This is a genomic window from Microbacterium sp. PAMC22086, assembly GCF_019443525.1.
In the GTDB taxonomy this organism is placed as follows: domain Bacteria; phylum Actinomycetota; class Actinomycetes; order Actinomycetales; family Microbacteriaceae; genus Microbacterium; species Microbacterium maritypicum.
Genome location: NZ_CP080380.1, coordinates 2,643,399 through 2,661,739 on the forward strand (window position 1 = coordinate 2,643,399; position 18,341 = coordinate 2,661,739).

16 protein-coding genes and 1 pseudogene are annotated in these 18,341 nt (G+C 67.2%); 6 read left to right on the forward strand and 11 right to left on the reverse strand.

Features of this window, described 5'->3' with window-relative positions:
- The 8 genes from era to hrcA form a co-directional block, all read right to left on the reverse strand.
- Window positions 1-897, reverse strand: coding sequence for a GTPase Era (era, locus tag KY497_RS13130; protein WP_031206042.1), 897 nt, complete (start codon window positions 895-897; stop codon window positions 1-3).
- Window positions 890-2,185, reverse strand: a complete 1,296-nt coding sequence (locus KY497_RS13135) for a hemolysin family protein (protein WP_141386095.1) — start codon at window positions 2,183-2,185, stop codon at window positions 890-892. Before KY497_RS13135 ends, era begins: the two co-directional genes overlap by 8 nt.
- Window positions 2,182-2,640 (reverse strand): rRNA maturation RNase YbeY, encoded by a 459-nt coding sequence (gene ybeY / locus KY497_RS13140; protein ID WP_219869223.1) that lies wholly within the window; start codon window positions 2,638-2,640, stop codon window positions 2,182-2,184. The genes KY497_RS13135 and ybeY overlap by 4 nt, the downstream gene beginning before the upstream one ends.
- Window positions 2,637-3,662 (reverse strand): PhoH family protein, encoded by a 1,026-nt coding sequence (locus KY497_RS13145; protein WP_229778869.1) that lies wholly within the window; start codon window positions 3,660-3,662, stop codon window positions 2,637-2,639. Before KY497_RS13145 ends, ybeY begins: the two co-directional genes overlap by 4 nt.
- Window positions 3,663-3,741: 79 nt before the next feature.
- Entirely contained in the window at window positions 3,742-4,092 is a 351-nt protein-coding gene (locus KY497_RS13150) for an HIT domain-containing protein (RefSeq protein ID WP_017830366.1), read from the reverse strand.
- 66 nt (window positions 4,093-4,158) lie between these two features.
- Window positions 4,159-4,887 carry a 16S rRNA (uracil(1498)-N(3))-methyltransferase gene (locus KY497_RS13155; protein WP_219869224.1) on the reverse strand — a complete coding sequence of 243 codons (729 nt, stop codon included), beginning with the start codon at window positions 4,885-4,887 and terminating at the stop codon, window positions 4,159-4,161.
- A gap of 2 nt (window positions 4,888-4,889) precedes the next feature.
- Window positions 4,890-5,996: a molecular chaperone DnaJ gene (gene dnaJ, locus KY497_RS13160; protein WP_219869225.1), complete on the reverse strand. Its 1,107-nt coding sequence runs from the start codon at window positions 5,994-5,996 to the stop codon at window positions 4,890-4,892.
- Between the two features lie 36 nt (window positions 5,997-6,032).
- Window positions 6,033-7,064, reverse strand: coding sequence for a heat-inducible transcriptional repressor HrcA (gene hrcA, locus KY497_RS13165; protein WP_219869226.1), 1,032 nt, complete (start codon window positions 7,062-7,064; stop codon window positions 6,033-6,035).
- A gap of 103 nt (window positions 7,065-7,167) precedes the next feature.
- Here hrcA and KY497_RS16795 point away from each other — a divergent pair.
- Window positions 7,168-7,455: pseudogene (locus tag KY497_RS16795) on the forward strand (carboxylesterase family protein); the annotation flags it as partial.
- A 20-nt stretch (window positions 7,456-7,475) separates the two neighbouring features.
- Window positions 7,476-8,591, forward strand: a complete 1,116-nt coding sequence (locus KY497_RS13170) for a carboxylesterase family protein (RefSeq protein WP_258185694.1) — start codon at window positions 7,476-7,478, stop codon at window positions 8,589-8,591.
- 13 nt (window positions 8,592-8,604) lie between these two features.
- Here the strand turns inward: KY497_RS13170 and hemW are convergent, their stop codons facing one another.
- From hemW to lepA, 3 genes are all read right to left on the reverse strand, one after another.
- Entirely contained in the window at window positions 8,605-9,822 is a 1,218-nt protein-coding gene (gene hemW, locus KY497_RS13175; protein WP_219869227.1) for a radical SAM family heme chaperone HemW, read from the reverse strand.
- On the reverse strand, window positions 9,822-10,475 hold the full coding sequence (locus KY497_RS13180; RefSeq protein WP_219869228.1) for a DUF1990 family protein: 654 nt from the start codon (window positions 10,473-10,475) through the stop codon (window positions 9,822-9,824). The genes hemW and KY497_RS13180 overlap by 1 nt, the downstream gene beginning before the upstream one ends.
- Before the next feature lie 84 nt (window positions 10,476-10,559).
- Window positions 10,560-12,413, reverse strand: coding sequence for a translation elongation factor 4 (gene lepA / locus KY497_RS13185; RefSeq protein WP_218681924.1), 1,854 nt, complete (start codon window positions 12,411-12,413; stop codon window positions 10,560-10,562).
- A gap of 242 nt (window positions 12,414-12,655) precedes the next feature.
- Here lepA and KY497_RS13190 point away from each other — a divergent pair, with 242 nt between their 5' ends.
- The 4 genes from KY497_RS13190 to KY497_RS13205 all read left to right on the forward strand — a co-directional run bounded on the left by KY497_RS13190 (window position 12,656) and on the right by KY497_RS13205 (window position 18,322).
- Window positions 12,656-13,639 (forward strand): ABC transporter permease, encoded by a 984-nt coding sequence (locus KY497_RS13190; protein ID WP_055867654.1) that lies wholly within the window; start codon window positions 12,656-12,658, stop codon window positions 13,637-13,639.
- A gap of 2 nt (window positions 13,640-13,641) precedes the next feature.
- Complete coding sequence (locus tag KY497_RS13195) at window positions 13,642-14,571, forward strand: ABC transporter permease (protein WP_219869229.1); 930 nt, start codon at window positions 13,642-13,644, stop codon at window positions 14,569-14,571.
- A complete protein-coding gene (locus tag KY497_RS13200; protein ID WP_219869230.1) occupies window positions 14,568-16,496 on the forward strand; it encodes an ABC transporter ATP-binding protein in 1,929 nt (642 codons plus the stop codon). Before KY497_RS13195 ends, KY497_RS13200 begins: the two co-directional genes overlap by 4 nt.
- A 116-nt stretch (window positions 16,497-16,612) precedes the next feature.
- A complete protein-coding gene (locus KY497_RS13205) occupies window positions 16,613-18,322 on the forward strand; it encodes an ABC transporter family substrate-binding protein (protein ID WP_219869231.1) in 1,710 nt (569 codons plus the stop codon).
- Window positions 18,323-18,341 lie beyond the last annotated feature (19 nt).

Genomic DNA, 18,341 nt, shown 5'->3' on the forward strand with positions numbered 1-18,341 from the left:
TCAGAATCCGAGCCTGCCGAGCTGCTTCGGATCGCGCTGCCACTCCTTCGCGACCTTCACATGCAGCCCGAGGAACACGCGTGTCCCCAGCAGCTCTTCGATCCCGACACGCGCGCGTGCACCCACCTCGCTGAGCCGCTTTCCCTTATGCCCGATGATGATCGCCTTCTGGCTGTCTCGTTCGACCACGATCGAGGCATGCACGTCGGTCAGGTCGGTGCCCTCCCGGGGTGCGATGTCGTCGATCACGACGGCGATCGAGTGCGGAAGCTCATCGCGCACGCCTTCGAGGGCGGCCTCGCGGATCATCTCCGCGATCCGGTCCTCTTCCGACTCGTCGGTCGTGATGCCCTCCGGATACAGCGCAGGACCCTGCGGCATCAGCGAGAGGATCTCGTCCGAGAGCACGTCGAGCTGCTCACGGGTCAGTGCAGACAGCGGGATGACCGCGGCCCAGTCCTCCCGGAGGGAGTCGACCTCCATCAGCCGCTCGGTGACCTCGTCGCGCCCGGCCGCATCCATCTTGGTCACGATCGCGATCTTCTTCGCGCGCGGGTAGCCGTCGAGAGAGGCGGCGATCCGCCGGTCGCCGGGGCCGACCTTCTCGTTGGCGGGCACGCAGAAGCCGATGACGTCGACGTCGCCCAGCACCTGCTCGACGAGATCATTGAGCCGCTCGCCGAGCAGCGTACGCGGCTTGTGGATGCCGGGGGTGTCGACGATGACGAGCTGCCCCTCCGGCCGGTTGACGATTCCACGGATCGCCCGACGCGTCGTCTGCGGCTTCTCGCTGGTGATCGCGATCTTCTCGCCGACGAGCGCGTTGGTGAGCGTCGACTTCCCGACATTGGGGCGGCCGACGAAGGTCACGAACCCGCTTCGAGTGTCGTCAGTCATCGTCTCGATCTCCTTCATCCTGCACATCGTCGGGTTCCCCCGCCGCACGTTCCACGAACACCGTCGCGATCCCTCGCCCGCGACCGCGCGATGCGCCGCCCGTGAGCACCAAGCCTTCCACGGTGGCCGTCGCCCCGGGCTGCGGAACCTGTCCCAGCGCCTTGCCGAGCAGCCCGCCGATCGAATCGACGTCCTCGTCCTCGAGCTCGAGACCGAACAGGTCGCCGACATCCTCGAGCGAGAGTCGGGCGCTCACGCGGTATCGCCCGTGACCGAGATCGACGAATTCCGCCGATACCTGATCGTACTCGTCGGAGATCTCGCCGACGAGTTCCTCGATCAGATCCTCCAGAGTGACCAGGCCAGAGATCCCCCCGTGCTCGTCGATCACCAGACAGACGTGCACGGCGTCGCGCTTCATCTGCTGCAGGAGCGTCTCCGCGCGCATCGACTCGGGGACGAAGGTCGCAGGGCGGGCGATCGGCCGGATGGACGCCGCGCGCCACGCACTGTCGTCGCGGTACGCGAACTGCACGAGATCCTTGAGGTACAGCACTCCGACGACGTCGTCGGCATCATCATCGACGACGGGCATCCGGGACACACCGCGGTTCAGGAAGAGCGACATCGCCTCGTCCGTGGTCGCCGTCGCATCGACCGTGACCATCTCCGTGCGGGGCACCATCACGGCGCGGACGAACTGATCGGTGAAGTCGAAGACCGAGTGGATGAGATCGCGGTCGTCCTCCTCGATGAGGTCGTTCGACGCCGCCTCGTCGACCATGCTGAGCAGTTGGTCCTCGCTGGTGAAGGAGCTGCGGCCCGTGCCGGGCGTCACGCGGTTGCCGAGCAGGACGAGCCCCTGTGCAAGCGGCCCGAGGAAGATACGGAGCCCTCGCACGATCGAGGCCGTGCCGCGGATCATCGCCTCGGCGTGCTGGCGACCGAACGACCGAGGACTCGCTCCCACGAGCACGAACGTGATGGCCGTCATGAGGACGGCGGCGGCGAGCATCGCCCACCAGTTGTTCTCGATCAGGATCGTGAATGCCACCGTCACGAGCACGGCCGCTGTGACCTCCGCGAGCACGCGGATGAAGGCCACGGCGTTCACGTGCGCGTCGAGGTCAGCGGCGATGCGACCCAGCGCCTTGGCTCTGCGACCCTCTGTCGCCATGTCGGCGAGACCGGCGCGCGATGTGACTCCGTATGCGGCGTCGATCGCGGACATGAGACCGCCGAACGCCACCAGCAGCACGGCGGCGATCAGGAGGAGAGCCGCGGTCATCGCCGGCGTTCAGCTACGGCGAAGCCCTGGATCAGCTCCTTCTGCAGCCCGAACATCTCACGCTCCTCGTCGGGCTCGGCGTGATCGAAACCGAGGAGGTGCAGCAGCCCGTGAGTGGTGAGCAGGATGAGCTCGTCCATCAGAGTGTGGCCCGCAGCCTGCGCCTGCGTCTCGGCCACCTGCGGGCAGAGCACGATGTCGCCGAGCAGGCCGGGAGCCGTCGGACGGTCCTCGGTTCCGGGACGCAGCTCGTCCATCGGGAAACTCAGCACGTCGGTGGGACCGGGCTCATCCATCCACTGCACGTGGAGGGCTTCCATGGCTCCCTCGTCGACGAGGACGATCGCCAACTCGGCATCCGGGCTGACGTGCAGCTGCGCGAGGTTGAAGTCCGTCAGCCGCTGCAGCACGGCCTCGTCGACGTCGATGGCCGACTCGTTGTTGATCTCGATCATGAGAGTCCTCGTTTCGGCGCGCGGTCACGCGGTCCTGGTCGTTGTGCTCCCCTGCGCTCGGCCCGATTGGCGAACTCGGCCGCCTGTTCGCGCTCGAACCGCTGCGCGGTGCGCTTCTCGTCGTATTCGCTGTACGCGTCGACGATGCGTCCGACCAGCGAATGCCGCACGACGTCGTCACTCGTGAGCCGGGAGAAGTGGATGTCGTCGATGCCGTCGAGCACGCGGGTCACCAGCCGGAGCCCCGAGGATCCCTGCGGAAGGTCGACCTGCGTGATGTCACCGGTGACGACCATCCGCGTGCCGAAGCCGAGACGGGTCAGGAACATCTTCATCTGCTCTGGGGTGGTGTTCTGCGCCTCGTCGAGCACGACGAAGGAGTCGTTGAGGGTACGGCCGCGCATGTAGGCGAGAGGTGCCACCTCGATCGTGCCGGTCGCCATGAGGCGCGGGACGATCTCCGGGTCCATCATCTCGTTGAGCGCGTCGTACAGCGGGCGCAGGTACGGATCGATCTTGTCGGTCAGGGTGCCGGGAAGGAAACCGAGCCGCTCCCCCGCCTCGACGGCGGGACGCGTGAGGATGATGCGGGTGACCTCTTTGCGCTGGAGCGCCTGCACGGCCTTCGCCATCGCGAGGTAGGTCTTGCCGGTACCGGCGGGACCGATGCCGAACACGATCGTGTTCTCCTCGATCGCGTCGACGTACTCCTTCTGCCCGAGGGTCTTCGGACGGATGACCTTGCCGCGGGTCGTCAGGATAGCCTCGCCCAGGACCTCGCTCGGACGCGGGCCCCCCTCCTGCCGCAGCATGCGTGCTGAGCTGGAGACATCGCTCGGGGCCAGATCATGCCCTGCCCTGGTCATCTCGAGAAGCTCTTCGACCAGTGTCTTCGCCTTCGCGACCGCATCGGCGGTGCCGCTGAGTGTGATCTCGTTGCCGCGCACCAGCACCTGGACGTCACGGTGCTCCTTCTCCAGCATCCGCAGAAGCCGGTCCTGCGGCCCGAGCAGCTGGACCATCGCGACGCCGTCGGCGTAGATCTTCTCGACCGCCTCGGGAGGCTGGCCGCCGAGGCTCCGCTCCTGGGGTTCGTGGTTCTCAGGCACCGACGCTCTTCTCGGTCAATCCGCCGGCCAGCACGTGCGCGTGGACGTGGAAAACGGTCTGTCCGGCGTTGGCGCCGGTGTTGAAGACGAGGCGGAAGTCGCCGTCTTCGGTGTGCTCCTTGGCGAGCGTCCCCGCGAAGGCGATCATCTCGGCCAGCAGAGCGGGATCCCCCGCAGCGAGTTCGGTGACATCGCGGTACTCCGCCGACTTCGGCACCACGAGCAGATGCACCGGTGCCTGCGGGGCGATGTCGCGCAGAGCGAAGAGGCGGTCGGTCTCGCCGATGATCTCGGCAGGGATCTCCCCGTTCAGAATGCGCGTGAAGATCGAGGTGTCCGTCATGCCGACAAGTCTACTGACACAGCGACCCCGCAGCCGTGAGCCAGTCGTCGTGTGCTCGCGGTGCCGTCACCATCGCCCGAGCGCGACCGACAGCACGGCGATCGCGGCAGGTCCCGCCGTCGAGGTGCGCAGCACCGTGTCCCCGAGGAGCACACGTTCCGCCCCCGCCTCCGTCAACCGGCGGAGCTCCTCCTCGGAGATCCCTCCCTCCGGCCCCACGACCAGCACCAGGTCACGGCCGTCCGGTTCGATCTCCGACAGTCGCACGGGCGCGGTCGGATCGAGCAGCAGAACGCGCTGCTCACGCGCCCGCTCGGCGAGCTGCGTGGTCGACACCGGCGCGACGACGTCGGGGAGCCAGGCGCGGTGAGCCTGCTTGGCCGACTCGCGCACGATGGTCGCCCAACGTTCGCGCCCCTTCGCCGCCTTGGGTCCCTCCCAACGCGACACGCTCCGGCTCGCCTGCCAGGGCACGATCTCGTCGACGCCGAGTTCGCACGCGGCCTGCACGGCGAGCTCGTCGCGATCGCCCTTCGCCAGCGCCTGGACCAGGACGATCCGCGGCGTGGGCGCAGGATGCTCGACGCGCTCCGCGATGCGCACATCGACGCGAGCGGGAGACACCTCTTCGGCGGTCCCGGCCAACCACACCCCGGCACCGTCGCCGACCGTGACCGCCTCGCCGATGCGAAGTCGTCTCACGACGGCTGCGTGCTTCGCCTCGGCCCCGATCAACGACACGAGGTCGCCGACGGCGGCATCCGTCGACGACTCGACGAGGAAATGCAGTGCCATGATCAGTGGCTGCGGAAGCGGTCGCGGAGCTTGGAGAAGAGTCCCTGCTGGAACTGTGCCAGCTGCGGCTCGGGCGACTTCGCCTTCTTGGCGAAGTCCTCGATGAGCGCCCGCTGCGCGGAATCCAGCCGCGTGGGGGTGAGCACCTGCACGCCGACGCGCAGGTCGCCCCGCTGCGTGCCACGAAGCGGAGTGATGCCTCGGCCCTTGATCGTGAGCACGTCGCCAGACTGCACGCCGGGGCGGATCTCGAGGTCGACCTCGCCGTCGAGCCCCTGGATCTTGGTCTCGGTGCCGAGGATCGCATCCGTCATGGACACCTCCAAGGTCGCGAGCAGGTCGTCGCCGTCACGGCTGAAGGCCGCGTGCGGGTTGACCGTCACCTCCACGTAGAGGTCTCCGTTCGGTCCGCCCGCCTTGCCGACCTCGCCGGAGCCGGGCAGCTGCAGACGGAGCCCGGTCTCGACGCCGGCCGGGATGTCGAGCGACACCGTACGGCGCGAACGCACACGGCCCTGGCCGCCGCAGGTGCCACAGGGGTACGGGATCGTCGTGCCGTAGCCCTCACAGGTGCCGCAGGGCTGGGAGGTGACGACGTTGCCGAGCAGGCTGCGAACCTGACGCTGCACGTGACCGGAGCCGCCGCAGATGTCGCAGGTGACCGGGGAGGTGCCCTCCTGGCAGCACGAACCCTGACACGTCTCGCACAGCACCGCCGTGTCGACGTCGATGTCACGGTGCGCTCCGAACACGACGTCGCCGAGATCGAGCGTCACGCGGACGAGGGCGTCCTGGCCCCGCTCGCGGCGCGAACGCGGACGCGCACCGCGTCCGCCGCCCTGCGAGGCGCCGAAGAACGTCTCGAAGATGTCGCCGAACCCGCCGAAGTTCCCCGCAGCGCCGTCTCCGCCGCCCATGTCATAGCGTCGGCGGGAGTCGTCGTCGCTGAGCACGTCGTACGCGTGCGTGACGAGCTTGAACTTCTCCGCAGCGTCTTCTCCCGGGTTCACATCCGGGTGCAACTGCCGTGCGAGACGTCGGTACGCCTTCTTGATCTCGTCGGTGGAAGCGTCTCGGGACACCCCGAGAACCTCATAGTGGTCCGCCACGATCGCCTTTCTGCGTGTGTACTGTCGGCGACCGCGTCAGCGGCCGGCCTCGTCTTCATCGAGCATCCGCGACAGGTAGCGGGCCACGGCCCGCGCTGCGGCGAGGTTGCTCGGGTAGTCCATGCGCGTCGGCCCCATCACGCCGACGCGCGCCGTGCCACTGGGCGCGGCGTAGTTGCTGGCGACGATCGACGCCTCACCGAGCCCGAACGGGGCGTTCTCGGTGCCGATGCTGGCGGCGAGCCCGTGCTCGTCCGTCACCATCTCACTCATCAGACGCAGCAGCGTGACCTGCTCCTCGATGGCTTCGAGGAGGGGGTGGATGCTGCCGCGGAAGTCCTGCTCCCGGCGCGCGAGGGTCGCCGCTCCCGCCATCACCAGACGCTCCTGGCGGAATCCGCCGAGCTCGTCCACGACGACACCGGCGAGCGTGCGCAGCACCGCATCCTGGGGCTTCTCCTCGGCGGCCAGCAACGCCTGCAGACGGTCGGAGGCCTCGCCGATGCCCTGACCGGTGATCAACGCGGACAGTCGGGCGCGAAGCACCGCGAGGTCGGACTCGTCGATGATCTCCGGCAGGGGGGCGATCCGCTGTGACACGCCGCCGGCATCGGTGACCAGCACGATCAGCAACCGGTTCGGTGCCAGGGCCACCAGTTCGACATGCGTCACGTGCGCACGCGCGAACGACGGATACTGTGCGAGCGCGACCTGTCCTGTCAGCTGCGTGAGCACCCGCACCGTGCGGACCATCAGGTCATCGAGGTCGGCAGGCTCGCCGAGGAACGACTCGATCGCCGAGCGCTGAGCCGACGAGAGCGGTCGCAGCTGGGCGAGGTGATTCACGAACACCCGATAGCCCTTGTCGGTGGGCACGCGCCCTGACGAGGTGTGCGGAGCCGTGATGAGCTCTTCGTCCTCGAGCAGCGCCATGTCGTTGCGGATCGTCGCCGCGGAGACGCCGAAGGAGTGCCGGTCGACGATGGATCGGCTGCCGACGGGCTCGTGGGTCTCGACGTAGTCCTGCACGATCGCGCGGAGAACCTGGAGTCCTCGCTCTGTGACCATCACCCTTCCCTTCCGCTGGCACTCGGACGTTCAGAGTGCCAATCCTACCCCGTGCAGCTCGGGATTCTCCGTACCTCGGGCGCACGACCCTAGGATGACGCTCATGCCCACCTCGCCCCAGGCCACCTTGTCGAGCGGCATCGTCCGCGGCACCGAGGAGGCCGGGATCGTCCGCTACCTCGGCATTCCCTACGCGCAGGCGCCGTTCGGGGAGAACAGCTTCCGCGCGCCGCGTCCGGCCGTGGGCTGGGAAGGGGTGAGAGATGCGACGCGGTTCGGTCCGACCCCTCCCCAGGTTCCCTACGCCGGCGCCATCGGCGAGCTGCTGGGTTCCGTGCGCATCGACGGCGACGACATCCTCACCGCGAACGTGTGGGCGCCGTCGGACGCTTCCGGTGCGCCGGTGCTGCTGTGGATCCACGGCGGCGCCCTGGAACGAGGCACCGCTGCGCTGCCCCTCTACTCTACGACGGCGCGCTCTTCGCCACAGCGGGCATCGTCTTCGTCTCGATCAACTACCGACTGGGTTCGGAGGGTTTCTCGGTGTTGGAAGGCGCGCCCCGAAACCTCGGTCTGCGCGATGCCGCGGCCGCGCTGGAGTGGGTGCACCGCGAGATCAGCGCGTTCGGTAGTGATCCGGCGCGGATCACCACGATGGGTGAGTCGGCCGGCGGAGCGATCGTCGCCGGCCTCCTCGCTCGCGACAGCTCCCGCGAGCTGATCGGCAGGGCCATCATCGAATCCGGGCCGCTCCAGGCGCAGACGGCGCGGAAGGCGGGACGGGTGACCGCACAGCTCGCGAAGCGGCTCGGGGTACGAGCGGACCGCGAGTCCTTCGCGGCGCTGACACCCGAGCAGCTCCTGGAAGCACGCAGGGCGCAGGCCGCGGGCTCGTCGCCGCTCGGCGGAGCACCGGGCTTCCAGTTCGCGATCGACCCCGACAGTCTTCCCCGGTCGCCGCACGAGGTTCTCGCAGAGATCGACACCCCTCTGCTCATCGGCAGCAACACCGACGAGTATCGGCTCTGGTTCCCACCCGAGGCGCTCGCGAGCATCAGCGAGTTCAAGATGCAAGCCGCCCGGATCGTCTCCCGGATTCCCCGGCGCGCGGTCGTCGAGTACCGCTCGGCCTTCCCCGGAGCGATCACCGGAGAGATCTTCGGGCAGCTCGTCACCGACATGATGCTGCGGGCGCCCCTGAGTCGGTTGGCGGCCGCTCGCCCAGACGCGACGCACGTCTACGAGTTCGCATGGCCGAGTCCGGTCCGAGACCTGCGTGCGGCCCACGCGCTGGAACTCGGCTTCGTGTTCGACCGGCTCGAGGATGCCGAGGCCCAGCGCATGGCCGGCCCTGACGCTCCCCGTGGACTCGCCGCCGAGATGAACGCCGCGTGGGTCGCGTTCGTGACCACGGGCGACCCCGGCTGGCCCGCGTACGGATCGGGTCGCCGGACGCGACTCTTCGATGCGGACAGTACGACGGTGGCGCAGCGACGAACAGCCGCGATGGATCTGCTCCCCGGCTGACGGCGGCCGTCGGTCAGTCGGTCAGTTCGCGAACCACGGCGTCGGCGAGAAGGCGACCGCGCAGGGTCAGCCGGATGCGTCCCTGGAGCGCCGCGACCGGGTCGATGAGCCCGTCGGCCATGAGCCCGGCGACTCTGCTCCGGTTCGCGCTCGGCACGTCATCGACGGCGATCCCCTCGCGGATGCGGCTGAGCAGCAGGATGCGCTCGAGCGTGCGCGACTCGTCGTCCGGGCGCTCGGTTCCGGCCGCCGGCGATTCGGCTGCCGCCAGACGCTGCGCGTAGGCGGCCGGGTGCTTCACGTTCCACCAGCGCAGACCGGCGACGTGGCTGTGCGCACCGGGACCGAAGCCCCACCAGTCGCTCCCCCGCCAGTACGCGAGGTTGTGGCGGGAACGGCGATCGGGCGTGCGCGCCCAGTTGCTCACCTCATACCAGTCGAAGCCGCCGTCTGCGAGACGGGCATCGGCGAGCTCGTACATGTCGGCCTGGAGGTCGTCATCCGGAGTCGGAACCTCGCCGCGGCGGATCTGGCGGGCGAGCTTCGTGCCGTCTTCGATGATGAGCGCGTAGGCGGAGATGTGGTCGGGTTCGAGCACCAGCGCGGCATCGAGGGAGGCCTCCCAGTCGGACAGCGACTCCCCCGGGGCCCCGTAGATCAGGTCGACGCTCACCGCGAGCCCCGCGTCCTTCGCTGCGGCGACGGCGGTGCGCACGTTCTCCGGGCGATGGGTGCGATCGAGCGCGGCGAGCACGTGCGGAACAGCCGACTGCATGCCGACCGACATCCTCGTGACTCCGGCCCGCGCCAGAGTGCGGGCCACCTCGGGCGTCACGGTGTCGGGATTCGCCTCGACTGTGACCTCCGCCCCATCGGCGAGGCCGAAGGCACCGGTCACCGCTTCGAGCATGCGCGCGAGGTCGCCTGCGGGAAGAAGCGTCGGTGTACCGCCGCCGAAGAAGACCGTGTCCATCGGCCGCAGCGCTCCCGCGTCGCCCAGCGCTCGACGGGCGAGCGCGACCTCGGAGATCAGAGTCGACGCGTAGTCCTCCTGCTTCGCCCCGCGCAGTTCGGTCGACGTGTAGGTGTTGAAGTCGCAGTACCCGCAGCGCACAGTGCAGAACGGAATGTGCAGATACGCGGAGAACGGCACCGTCGTATCGATCGGAAGATCGGCCGGCAGGTGCCCGTCCGCGGGCGCGGGGTCTCCGAGAGGAAGCGGTCCCGCCATCAGAGCGGGGTCGCGTACAGCGGGGAGATCGCCCGGAGGTAGCGTGCGAAGAGCTCACGGCGGCGACGCTTCACGAGCGCCGGAATCGTGCGGTAGAGAAGACCGTTCGGCGCGTCGAACGCACGGACGGTGAACCACACCTCGTCGTTGTCCTCGCGCCAGTCCACATCGAAGGACTCCTCGCCGCTGACCACCGATCCGCCGACCGTCCCGAGGACGAAGCCGACGCATCGGGTCTCCTCCGTGACGGAGATCACTCGCAGCTCGGAATCGGCGCGCATGCCGGCGACGCGTCCTCGAAGGTGCAGCGTCATCCCCGCCCCGACGAAGGGCATGCCCTCCGCGTCGTAGCGGGGCTCGACGTCGCGCTTGCTCGGCGCGATCGGATTGCCTTCGGCATCGAAGCTCACGCCCGCATAGGCGGGCCCTGGCGCAGGACGCACGTCTTCCACCGACAGTCCGGCCGCACGCTGCGCGGTCCACGACAGAAGGGCTTCACCGGCGGTCTGGAAACGTTCGACACCGCTGCCGATGCGCCAAGACTCCTCGGCCGGGATGCTGCGCTCCGGCGGGTACTGCATCAGGTCGGGCGCATGGGTCGCACCCACGGCCGCATAGTCCACCGTGTCGTCTCGGAAAGTCCCGCGCCGCATGACTTCCACCCTACTTCGCGTTACCTGAGCGAACACCCCCACGCGCCGCGGGGCGTCATATCCCGCGGGCGCGATCGAGGCTCGCTACTTCTTGTCCTTGCCTTCGACGTCGCCCGAGAGCGCGGCGATGAACGCCTCCTGGGGGACCTCGACGCGGCCGACCATCTTCATGCGCTTCTTGCCCTCCTTCTGCTTCTCGAGGAGCTTGCGCTTGCGGGTGATATCACCGCCGTAGCACTTGGCGAGCACGTCCTTGCGAATAGCGCGGATCGTCTCGCGCGCGATGATGCGGGCACCGATCGCGGCCTGGATCGGCACCTCGAACTGCTGGCGAGGGATGAGCTTGCGCAGACGCTCGGCCATCATCGTGCCGTAGGCGTAGGCCTTGTCGCGGTGCACGATCGAACTGAAGGCATCGACCTTCTCCCCCTGCAGGAGGATGTCGACCTTCACCAGGTCGGCTTCCTGCTGCCCTGAGGGCTCGTAGTCGAGCGACGCATACCCCTGGGTCTTCGACTTCAGCTGATCGAAGAAGTCGAAGACGATCTCGCCGAGCGGCATGTTGTAGCGCAGCTCGACGCGCTCCTCGGAGAAGTACTCCATGCCGAGCAGCGTTCCACGACGCGACTGGCACAGCTCCATGACCGTGCCGACGTAGTCCTTGGGCAGCAGGATCGCCGCTTTGACCATCGGCTCCGACACCGAGCCGATGCGCCCGTCGGGATACTCGCTCGGGTTGGTCACGGTGACGGTCTCGCCGGTGTCGCTCGTCAGTACTTCGTAGATCACGCTGGGCGCGGTCGTGATGAGGTCGAGGTTGAACTCGCGGGCCAGACGCTCGGTGATGATCTCGAGGTGCAGCAGTCCGAGGAAGCCGCAGCGGAAACCGAAACCGAGCGCGACCGAGGTCTCCGGCTCGTACACGAGGGAAGCGTCGGAGAGCTTGAGCTTGTCGAGGGCCTCGCGAAGCTCGGCGTAGTCGCTGCCGTCGATCGGATACAGCCCGGAGAAGACCATCGGCTTCGGGTCGGTGTATCCCGGCAGGGCCTCGGATGCCGGCTTCCGCGACGTGGTGATGGTGTCGCCGACCTTCGACTGGCGCACATCCTTCACGCCGGTGATGAGGTAGCCCACCTCGCCGACGCCGAGCCCCTTGGTGGGAGTCGGCTCCGGGCTCGACACGCCGACCTCGAGGGCTTCGTGGTTCGCTCCGGTGGACATCATCTGGATGCGCTCGCGCGGTGACAGGCTTCCGTCGACCATGCGCACGTAGGTGACCACACCGCGGTAGGCGTCGTACACCGAGTCGAAGATCATCGCGCGGGCCGGAGCATCCGCGTCGCCGGTCGGCGCGGGGATCTCCTGGACCAACCGGTCGAGCAGCTCTTCGACGCCGACACCGGTCTTGCCCGAGACGCGCAGCACGTCCTCCGGCTTGCCGCCGATGAGTGAAGCCAGCTCCTTGGCGTACTTCTCCGGGTCGGCGGCCGGCAGGTCGATCTTGTTGAGCACCGGGATGATGTGCAGGTCGTTCTCGAGCGCCAGGTAGAGGTTCGCGAGAGTCTGCGCCTCGATGCCCTGTGCGGCGTCGACGAGCAGGATCGCTCCCTCGCAGGCCGCGAGCGAACGCGAGACCTCGTAGGTGAAGTCGACGTGACCGGGCGTGTCGATCATGTTCAGAGCGACGGTCTGACCATCGAGCTCCCACGGCATCCTGACCGCCTGGCTCTTGATGGTGATGCCGCGCTCGCGCTCGATGTCCATGCGGTCGAGGTACTGCGCACGCATGTCGCGATCGGAGACGACTCCGGTGATCTGGAGCATGCGGTCGGCGAGCGTCGACTTGCCGTGATCGATGTGGGCGATGATGCAGAAGTTACGGATCTGCGCAGCCGGCGTCGCAGCAGGCTGAAGAGGAGTGAGAGCGCGTGGGGACATGTCCACTCGATTCTACGGTCAGGGGAGGCTAATCCCCGATTCGGCCATACCGGTGATAGTCTCCCGAAGTTGCCAGGGAAAATCCGTGACACCGGATCCCGCAAGCGATAAGACTCCGTCATACACCCCGTGATGGTCGTCGCGTCGCAGAGTTCGGTGGATGGCGATTGTGTATCCAACTGACTCAGCGTTGCGTCGGCAGATCCCGAGCGCGTCTGTAGAAGAGAAAGACTGACCCCCCCTTGATCAAGTACCTCCTGCGCCGAGCACTCGGCTGGCTGCTCATGATCGTGGTCGCCACGAATCTCACGTTCTTCCTGGCGTGGGGCTTCCTGGATCCGCGCAGCAACTACGTCGGGCGCCGACCTCCGCTTTCTCCGGAGCAGATCGACAACGTCCTCATCCCCCGCAACCTCAGCGACACGGTTCCGCTGATCGAGCGGTGGTGGAACTGGTTCAGCGGCATCCTGATCCGCTGGGACTGGGGTGTGAGTCCCACCGGTCAGTCGGTGAACGAGCAGGTCTCGTACCGCATGTGGGTCAGCGCCGAGCTCGTTCTCGGGGCCACGATCATCGCGGCGGTGCTCGGCATCTGGCTCGGTGTCTACACCGCCTCGCGTCAGTACAAGCTCGCCGACCGCATCGGCCAGGCGACCTCGATCATCACGATGAACGTGAACATCATCGTCGCCGGACTCGCCGTGGTGCTCCTCGCGATCTCCCTCAACGAGTGGACCGGCGTCCGCATCTTCTACGTCACCGGCTCCTCGAGCCCCGGCGTCACCGGCTTCTTCCCCGTGCTGGTCGACACCCTGCAGCACCTCACGCTGCCCACGATCGCGCTCGTGATCGTCGGCTACGCCCAGTACCACTTCCTGCAGCGGTCGCTGCTGCTGGACAACATCAACGCCGACTACGTGCGCACCGCCCGGGCCAAGGGGCTGACCAAGGCGCAGGCGGTCCGCAAGCACGCCCTGCGCACGTCGCTCATCCCGGTCGCGACGCAGGTCGCGTTCACGATCCCGACGATCTTCACCGGCGCGATCCTGACCGAGCGCATCTTCGCCTGGCAGGGCATGGGGCGGTACTTCCTCGACACCATCAACAACAACGACATCAACGGCGTCGTCGCCGTCGCCGCCTTCGGCGCCGTGCTGACAGCGATCGGTGCGGTGCTCGCCGACATCATCGTCGTCGTTCTCGACCCGCGAGTGAGGGTGAGCTGATTATGACCACCGATATGATCGACCCCCTCGTCGAGCCGCCGGCAGCGCCGCCCAGCGCCGACCGCGCCGCGGACAAGTCGCTGTCCAAGTGGACGCTCTACACGCGCCGGTTCATGCGCAACAAGCCGGCCGTCGGCGGCGTCGTCGTCCTGCTCGTGCTGGTCCTCTTCTCCACGCTGGGTCCGGTGCTCTCGCCGTACGCCGTCGACAGCATGGACTTCCTCGCGCTGAGCCAGCCGCCGTCCGCGGCGCACTGGTTCGGTACCAACGGCGCCGGCAACGACACCTACACGCAGACGGCCATCGGCCTGCAGCGATCCCTCATGATCGCGATCACGGTCTCGGTGGGAACGACGATCCTCTCCGCGCTCGTCGGTACCGCCGCCGCGTACTTCGGCGGCTGGTTCGAGCGAATCGCGCTGCTCGTCATCCACTTCATGATGGTCGTGCCGACCTTCCTCCTGCTGTCGATCATCTCGAACGACTCCGGCGGCGTGTGGTGGGTCATCGCGTTCGTGATGATCTTCGTCAGCTGGTTCTTCCCCGCTCGCATCATCTGGACGATGACGCTCTCGCTGCGTGAGCGCGAGTACGTCCAAGCCGCGCGCTACATGGGCGTCCGCGGCCTGCGCATCGTGACGCGTCACCTGATCCCGAACATCGGATCCCTGCTGGTCATCAACTTCACCCTCGGCATCGTCGCGGCGGTGACGACCGAGACCGGCCTGTCCTTCATCGGCTTCGGTGTGAAGATCCCCGATGTCTCGCTCGGCTCGCTGATCGGTGAGGGCAGCTCCTCGATCACCAGCTCGCCGTGGCTGTTCTACTTCCCCGCGTTGGTCCTCACCATGCTGACCGTGTCCATGGCGCTCATCGCCGATGGACTGCGCGATGCCCTCGATCCCACTTCGGCTGCAGGAGGCCGCGCATGAGCCCCGTACTCTCGGTCCGCGACCTCAAGGTCAGCTTCGCTTCCGAGGCGGGACGCGTCGACGCCGTGCGCGGCGTCTCCTTCGACCTCGAAGCGGGAAAGACCCTCGGCATCGTCGGCGAGTCCGGTTCCGGCAAGTCCGTCACCTCTCTCGCGGTGATGGGCCTGCTCGATGAGAACGCCAAGGTCTCAGGGTCGATCGTGTTCGACGGCCAGGAGCTCCTGGGCAAGACCGACGCGCAGCTCTCCACCATCCGCGGCAACGGGATCTCGATGATCTTCCAGGACCCGCTGACCTCTCTCACCCCGGTGTACACGATCGGCGCGCAGCTGATCGAGGCGCTGACGGTGCACCGCAACCTCAGCATCAAGGAGGCGACGGCGCGCTCGATCGACCTCCTCAAGCTGGTCGGCATCACCGAGCCCGAGAAGCGGATGAAGTCCTTCCCGCACGAGTTCTCGGGCGGCATGCGGCAGCGCGTCGTCATCGCCATCGCGATGGCCAACAACCCGAAGCTGATCATCGCCGACGAGCCCACCACGGCTCTCGACGTCACGATCCAGGCGCAGATCCTCGACCTGATCGAGAAGGCCCAGGCCGAGACCGGTGCCGCCGTGATGATGATCACCCACGACATGGGGGTCGTCGCCCGCACGGCCGACGATGTGATGGTCATGTACGCCGGCAAGCCGGTCGAGCAGGCGCCGGTGCGCGAGCTGTTCCACCAGACCCGCATGCCGTACTCGATCGGTCTCCTCGGTGCCATCCCTCGTGTGGACAAGGCGGAGAAGGAGCCTCTCACCCCGATCAAGGGCAACCCTCCCCTGCTGATCGACCTGCCGGATGCCTGCCCGTTCGCTGACCGCTGCCCCATCGTCATGGACGCGTGCCGCACCAGCGAGCCCGAGCTCCTGCCGGTCCTCACCGGCGGCGGCGAGGAGCACCGCGCAGCCTGCATCCGCGCGAACGAGATCACCGACGGCGGCCTGCTCGGAGGTCTGCCCGTGTACCCCGTGCGTGAGGCACCCGAGAGCCCGCTGACCCGGGTGCCCCGCGAACAGCGACCGATCACCCTCGAGGTGAAGAACCTCACCAAGACCTTCCCCCTGCTCAAGGGTGCGTTCCTGAAGCGCAAGGTCGGCGAGGTGCACGCGATCAAGGGCATCAGCTTCGACGTGCGCGAGGGAGAGACCCTGGCCATCGTCGGCGAGTCCGGCAGTGGGAAGACCACGACGCTCCTCCAGATCATGGACATGGTCAAGCAGACCGAGGGCGACATCGTGATCGCGGGAACCAGCGTCAACGACATCCGCAGCCACAAGGTGGAGCGGGCTCTGCGCCGCGACATCCAGATCGTGTTCCAGGATCCGATGGGCGCCCTCGACCCTCGCATGACGGTCGCGGACATCATCTCGGAGCCGCTGTCGGCCATCGGTACGCCGAAGGCCGAGGCGCACCGGCGTGTCAAGGAGCTGATGGACCTCGTCGGGCTCAACCCCGCGCACAGCGACCGCTTCCCGCAGGCGTTCTCCGGTGGACAGCGTCAGCGCATCGGCATCGCCAGGGCGCTGTCGACCAACCCGAAGATCCTGGTGCTCGATGAGCCGGTCTCCGCGCTCGACGTGTCGATCCAGGCCGGCGTCATCAATCTGCTGGACGACCTCAAGGTCAAGCTCGGACTGTCGTATCTGTTCGTGGCCCACGACCTGTCGGTCGTCCGACACATCGCCGACCGGGTCGCCGTGATGTATCTCGGCGACTTCGTCGAGCACGGCGACGTGGACGATGTCTTCGACAACCCGCAGCACCCGTACACCAAGGCGCTGCTGTCGGCGATCCCTGTGCCGGATCCCGACATCGAGCGCACCCGCGAGCGGATCGTGTTCGATCCGGCGACCATGTCGGCCCACCCCGCTGCCTCCTGATGAGGAGCGCATCACCGTCCGATAACGGTTAGCCCAGATTCACTCGCCGCCCGGGCAATCGGGGATTCGGCGAACTATTCTCCCCTTATGACACGCCGCAAGGCGAAAGGAGCACCATGAAGCAGTACAAGCTGATGGGAGCGCTGGCACTCACCGGCGCTTTCGCACTCGCGCTCAGCGGGTGCGCTACCGGCACCACCGGTGGTAGCGACAAGGGCGACAGCGGCGAAGCAGCCGGTGTCGAGATGGCGAACTACAACCCGCAGCCGCGCGAGAACCTCAAGGAGGGTGGCACGGTCAACTTCGCCATCCGCGAGGTCCCGCCGCAGCTGAACTCGTTCAACAGCGACGGCAGCGCCGACACCGCGCGCATCGCCGCGTGGTACATGCCGCAGATCATCCTCATGAAGCCGGATGGCACGCAGTACAAGAACGACAACTACCTCTCCGAGTGGAAGAACGAGGTGAAGGACGGCAAGACGGTCCTGACCTTCACGTTCACCGACGAGGCGCACTGGAACGATGGCACCGACATGGACTGGACGGCCATCGACGCCACGTGGAAGGCCAACCGTTCCTACGACGAGGGCTTCAACCCGAACGCGACCGACGGCTACAAGGACATCGAGTCCGTCGAGCAGGGCGACACGGCCAAGACCGCCATCGTCACCTTCAAGGGCGAGTTCGCATGGCCGCAGATGCCGTTCAACAGCGGCGTCATGCACCCCGCGCTCGCTGACCCGACCACCTTCAACGAGGCGATGATCGAGAACCCGCACCCCGAGTGGGGCGCAGGTCCGTACACGATCAACGAGTTCGACGCCAACAAGGGCTACGTCTCGTTCAAGCCGAACCCCGAGTGGTGGGGCGACGCTCCCCTGCTCGACGAGGTCACCATGACCGGCATGGACGCCCAGGCCGGCGTCAATGCCTTCAAGAACGGCGAGGTCGACATGGTCGAGACGGGCTCCCAGGAGCTCATCGATCAGGTCAAGGACGTCGACGGCGCCGTGGTCTACCGCGCGCAGCAGACCGCCAACACCATCCTGCAGGTCGACTCGACCAAGCCGCAGTTCGAGGACGTCAAGGTTCGCGAGGCGTTCTTCAAGGCGATCAACATCGATCAGCAGAAGCAGATCGCTTGGAACGGCCTCGGATACGAAGAGGACCCGGCCGGCTCGCTGACCCTGTTCTCGTTCCAGCCCGGCTACTCCGACTCGATGAAGGCCGCCGGCTGGAAGTTCGATGTCGAGGGCGCCAAGAAGCTCCTCGACGAGGCAGGCTGGACGGAAGGCTCCGACGGAATCCGCGAGAAGGACGGCGTCAAGCTCTCCGTCGTGTACCCGATCTGGGCTGACTCCGCGACGCAGAAGGCCCTCGCGCAGTCGCTGCAGGCTCAGCAGAAGGCGATCGGCATCGACGTCAAGGTCGAGGTCCGCCCGGCCAGCCAGTTCTCCGAGGACTACACCTCGAAGAACTGGGATGTCTCCGGACTCCGCTTCACCTCCTCCGACCCGTTCGGTGCCGCGTGGTTCTGCCAGCTGTACTGCTCGGACTCTGGTCTCAACCTGTCGGGTGTCGGTGACGCCGAACTCGACGCCGAGATCAAGGACAAGGTCGAGTCGCAGAGCGACCCCGAGGCGCAGACCGCTGCCGCGATGAAGCTCGAGCCCGAGATCTACAAGCGCTGGGGCCTCATCCCGCTGTACAACGGCCCGCAGATCTACACCGTCAAGGAAGGCCTGGCGAACCTCACGCCCGAGCCCTACGTCGGTCTCGACCTGTTCGGCATTACCCCGGTCGAGAACGTCGGCTGGGAGAAGTAACACTCTCTGACACACATCG

Excerpts from the sequence above, each read along its gene's own strand:
- era (WP_031206042.1), bottom strand. The coding sequence starts at position 897 with ATGACTGACGACACTCGAAGCGGGTTCGTGACCTTCGTCGGCCGCCCC.
- KY497_RS13135 (WP_141386095.1), bottom strand. The coding sequence starts at position 2,185 with ATGACCGCGGCTCTCCTCCTGATCGCCGCCGTGCTGCTGGTGGCGTTC.
- ybeY (WP_219869223.1), bottom strand. The coding sequence starts at position 2,640 with ATGATCGAGATCAACAACGAGTCGGCCATCGACGTCGACGAGGCCGTG.
- KY497_RS13145 (WP_229778869.1), bottom strand. The coding sequence starts at position 3,662 with ATGGTCCAGCTGCTCGGGCCGCAGGACCGGCTTCTGCGGATGCTGGAG.
- KY497_RS13150 (WP_017830366.1), bottom strand. The coding sequence starts at position 4,092 with ATGACGGACACCTCGATCTTCACGCGCATTCTGAACGGGGAGATCCCT.
- KY497_RS13155 (WP_219869224.1), bottom strand. The coding sequence starts at position 4,887 with ATGGCACTGCATTTCCTCGTCGAGTCGTCGACGGATGCCGCCGTCGGC.
- hrcA (WP_219869226.1), bottom strand. The coding sequence starts at position 7,064 with ATGGTCACAGAGCGAGGACTCCAGGTTCTCCGCGCGATCGTGCAGGAC.
- hemW (WP_219869227.1), bottom strand. The coding sequence starts at position 9,822 with ATGGCGGGACCGCTTCCTCTCGGAGACCCCGCGCCCGCGGACGGGCAC.
- KY497_RS13180 (WP_219869228.1), bottom strand. The coding sequence starts at position 10,475 with ATGCGGCGCGGGACTTTCCGAGACGACACGGTGGACTATGCGGCCGTG.
- lepA (WP_218681924.1), bottom strand. The coding sequence starts at position 12,413 with ATGTCCCCACGCGCTCTCACTCCTCTTCAGCCTGCTGCGACGCCGGCT.
- KY497_RS13195 (WP_219869229.1), top strand. The coding sequence starts at position 13,642 with ATGACCACCGATATGATCGACCCCCTCGTCGAGCCGCCGGCAGCGCCG.
- KY497_RS13200 (WP_219869230.1), top strand. The coding sequence starts at position 14,568 with ATGAGCCCCGTACTCTCGGTCCGCGACCTCAAGGTCAGCTTCGCTTCC.
- KY497_RS13205 (WP_219869231.1), top strand. The coding sequence starts at position 16,613 with ATGAAGCAGTACAAGCTGATGGGAGCGCTGGCACTCACCGGCGCTTTC.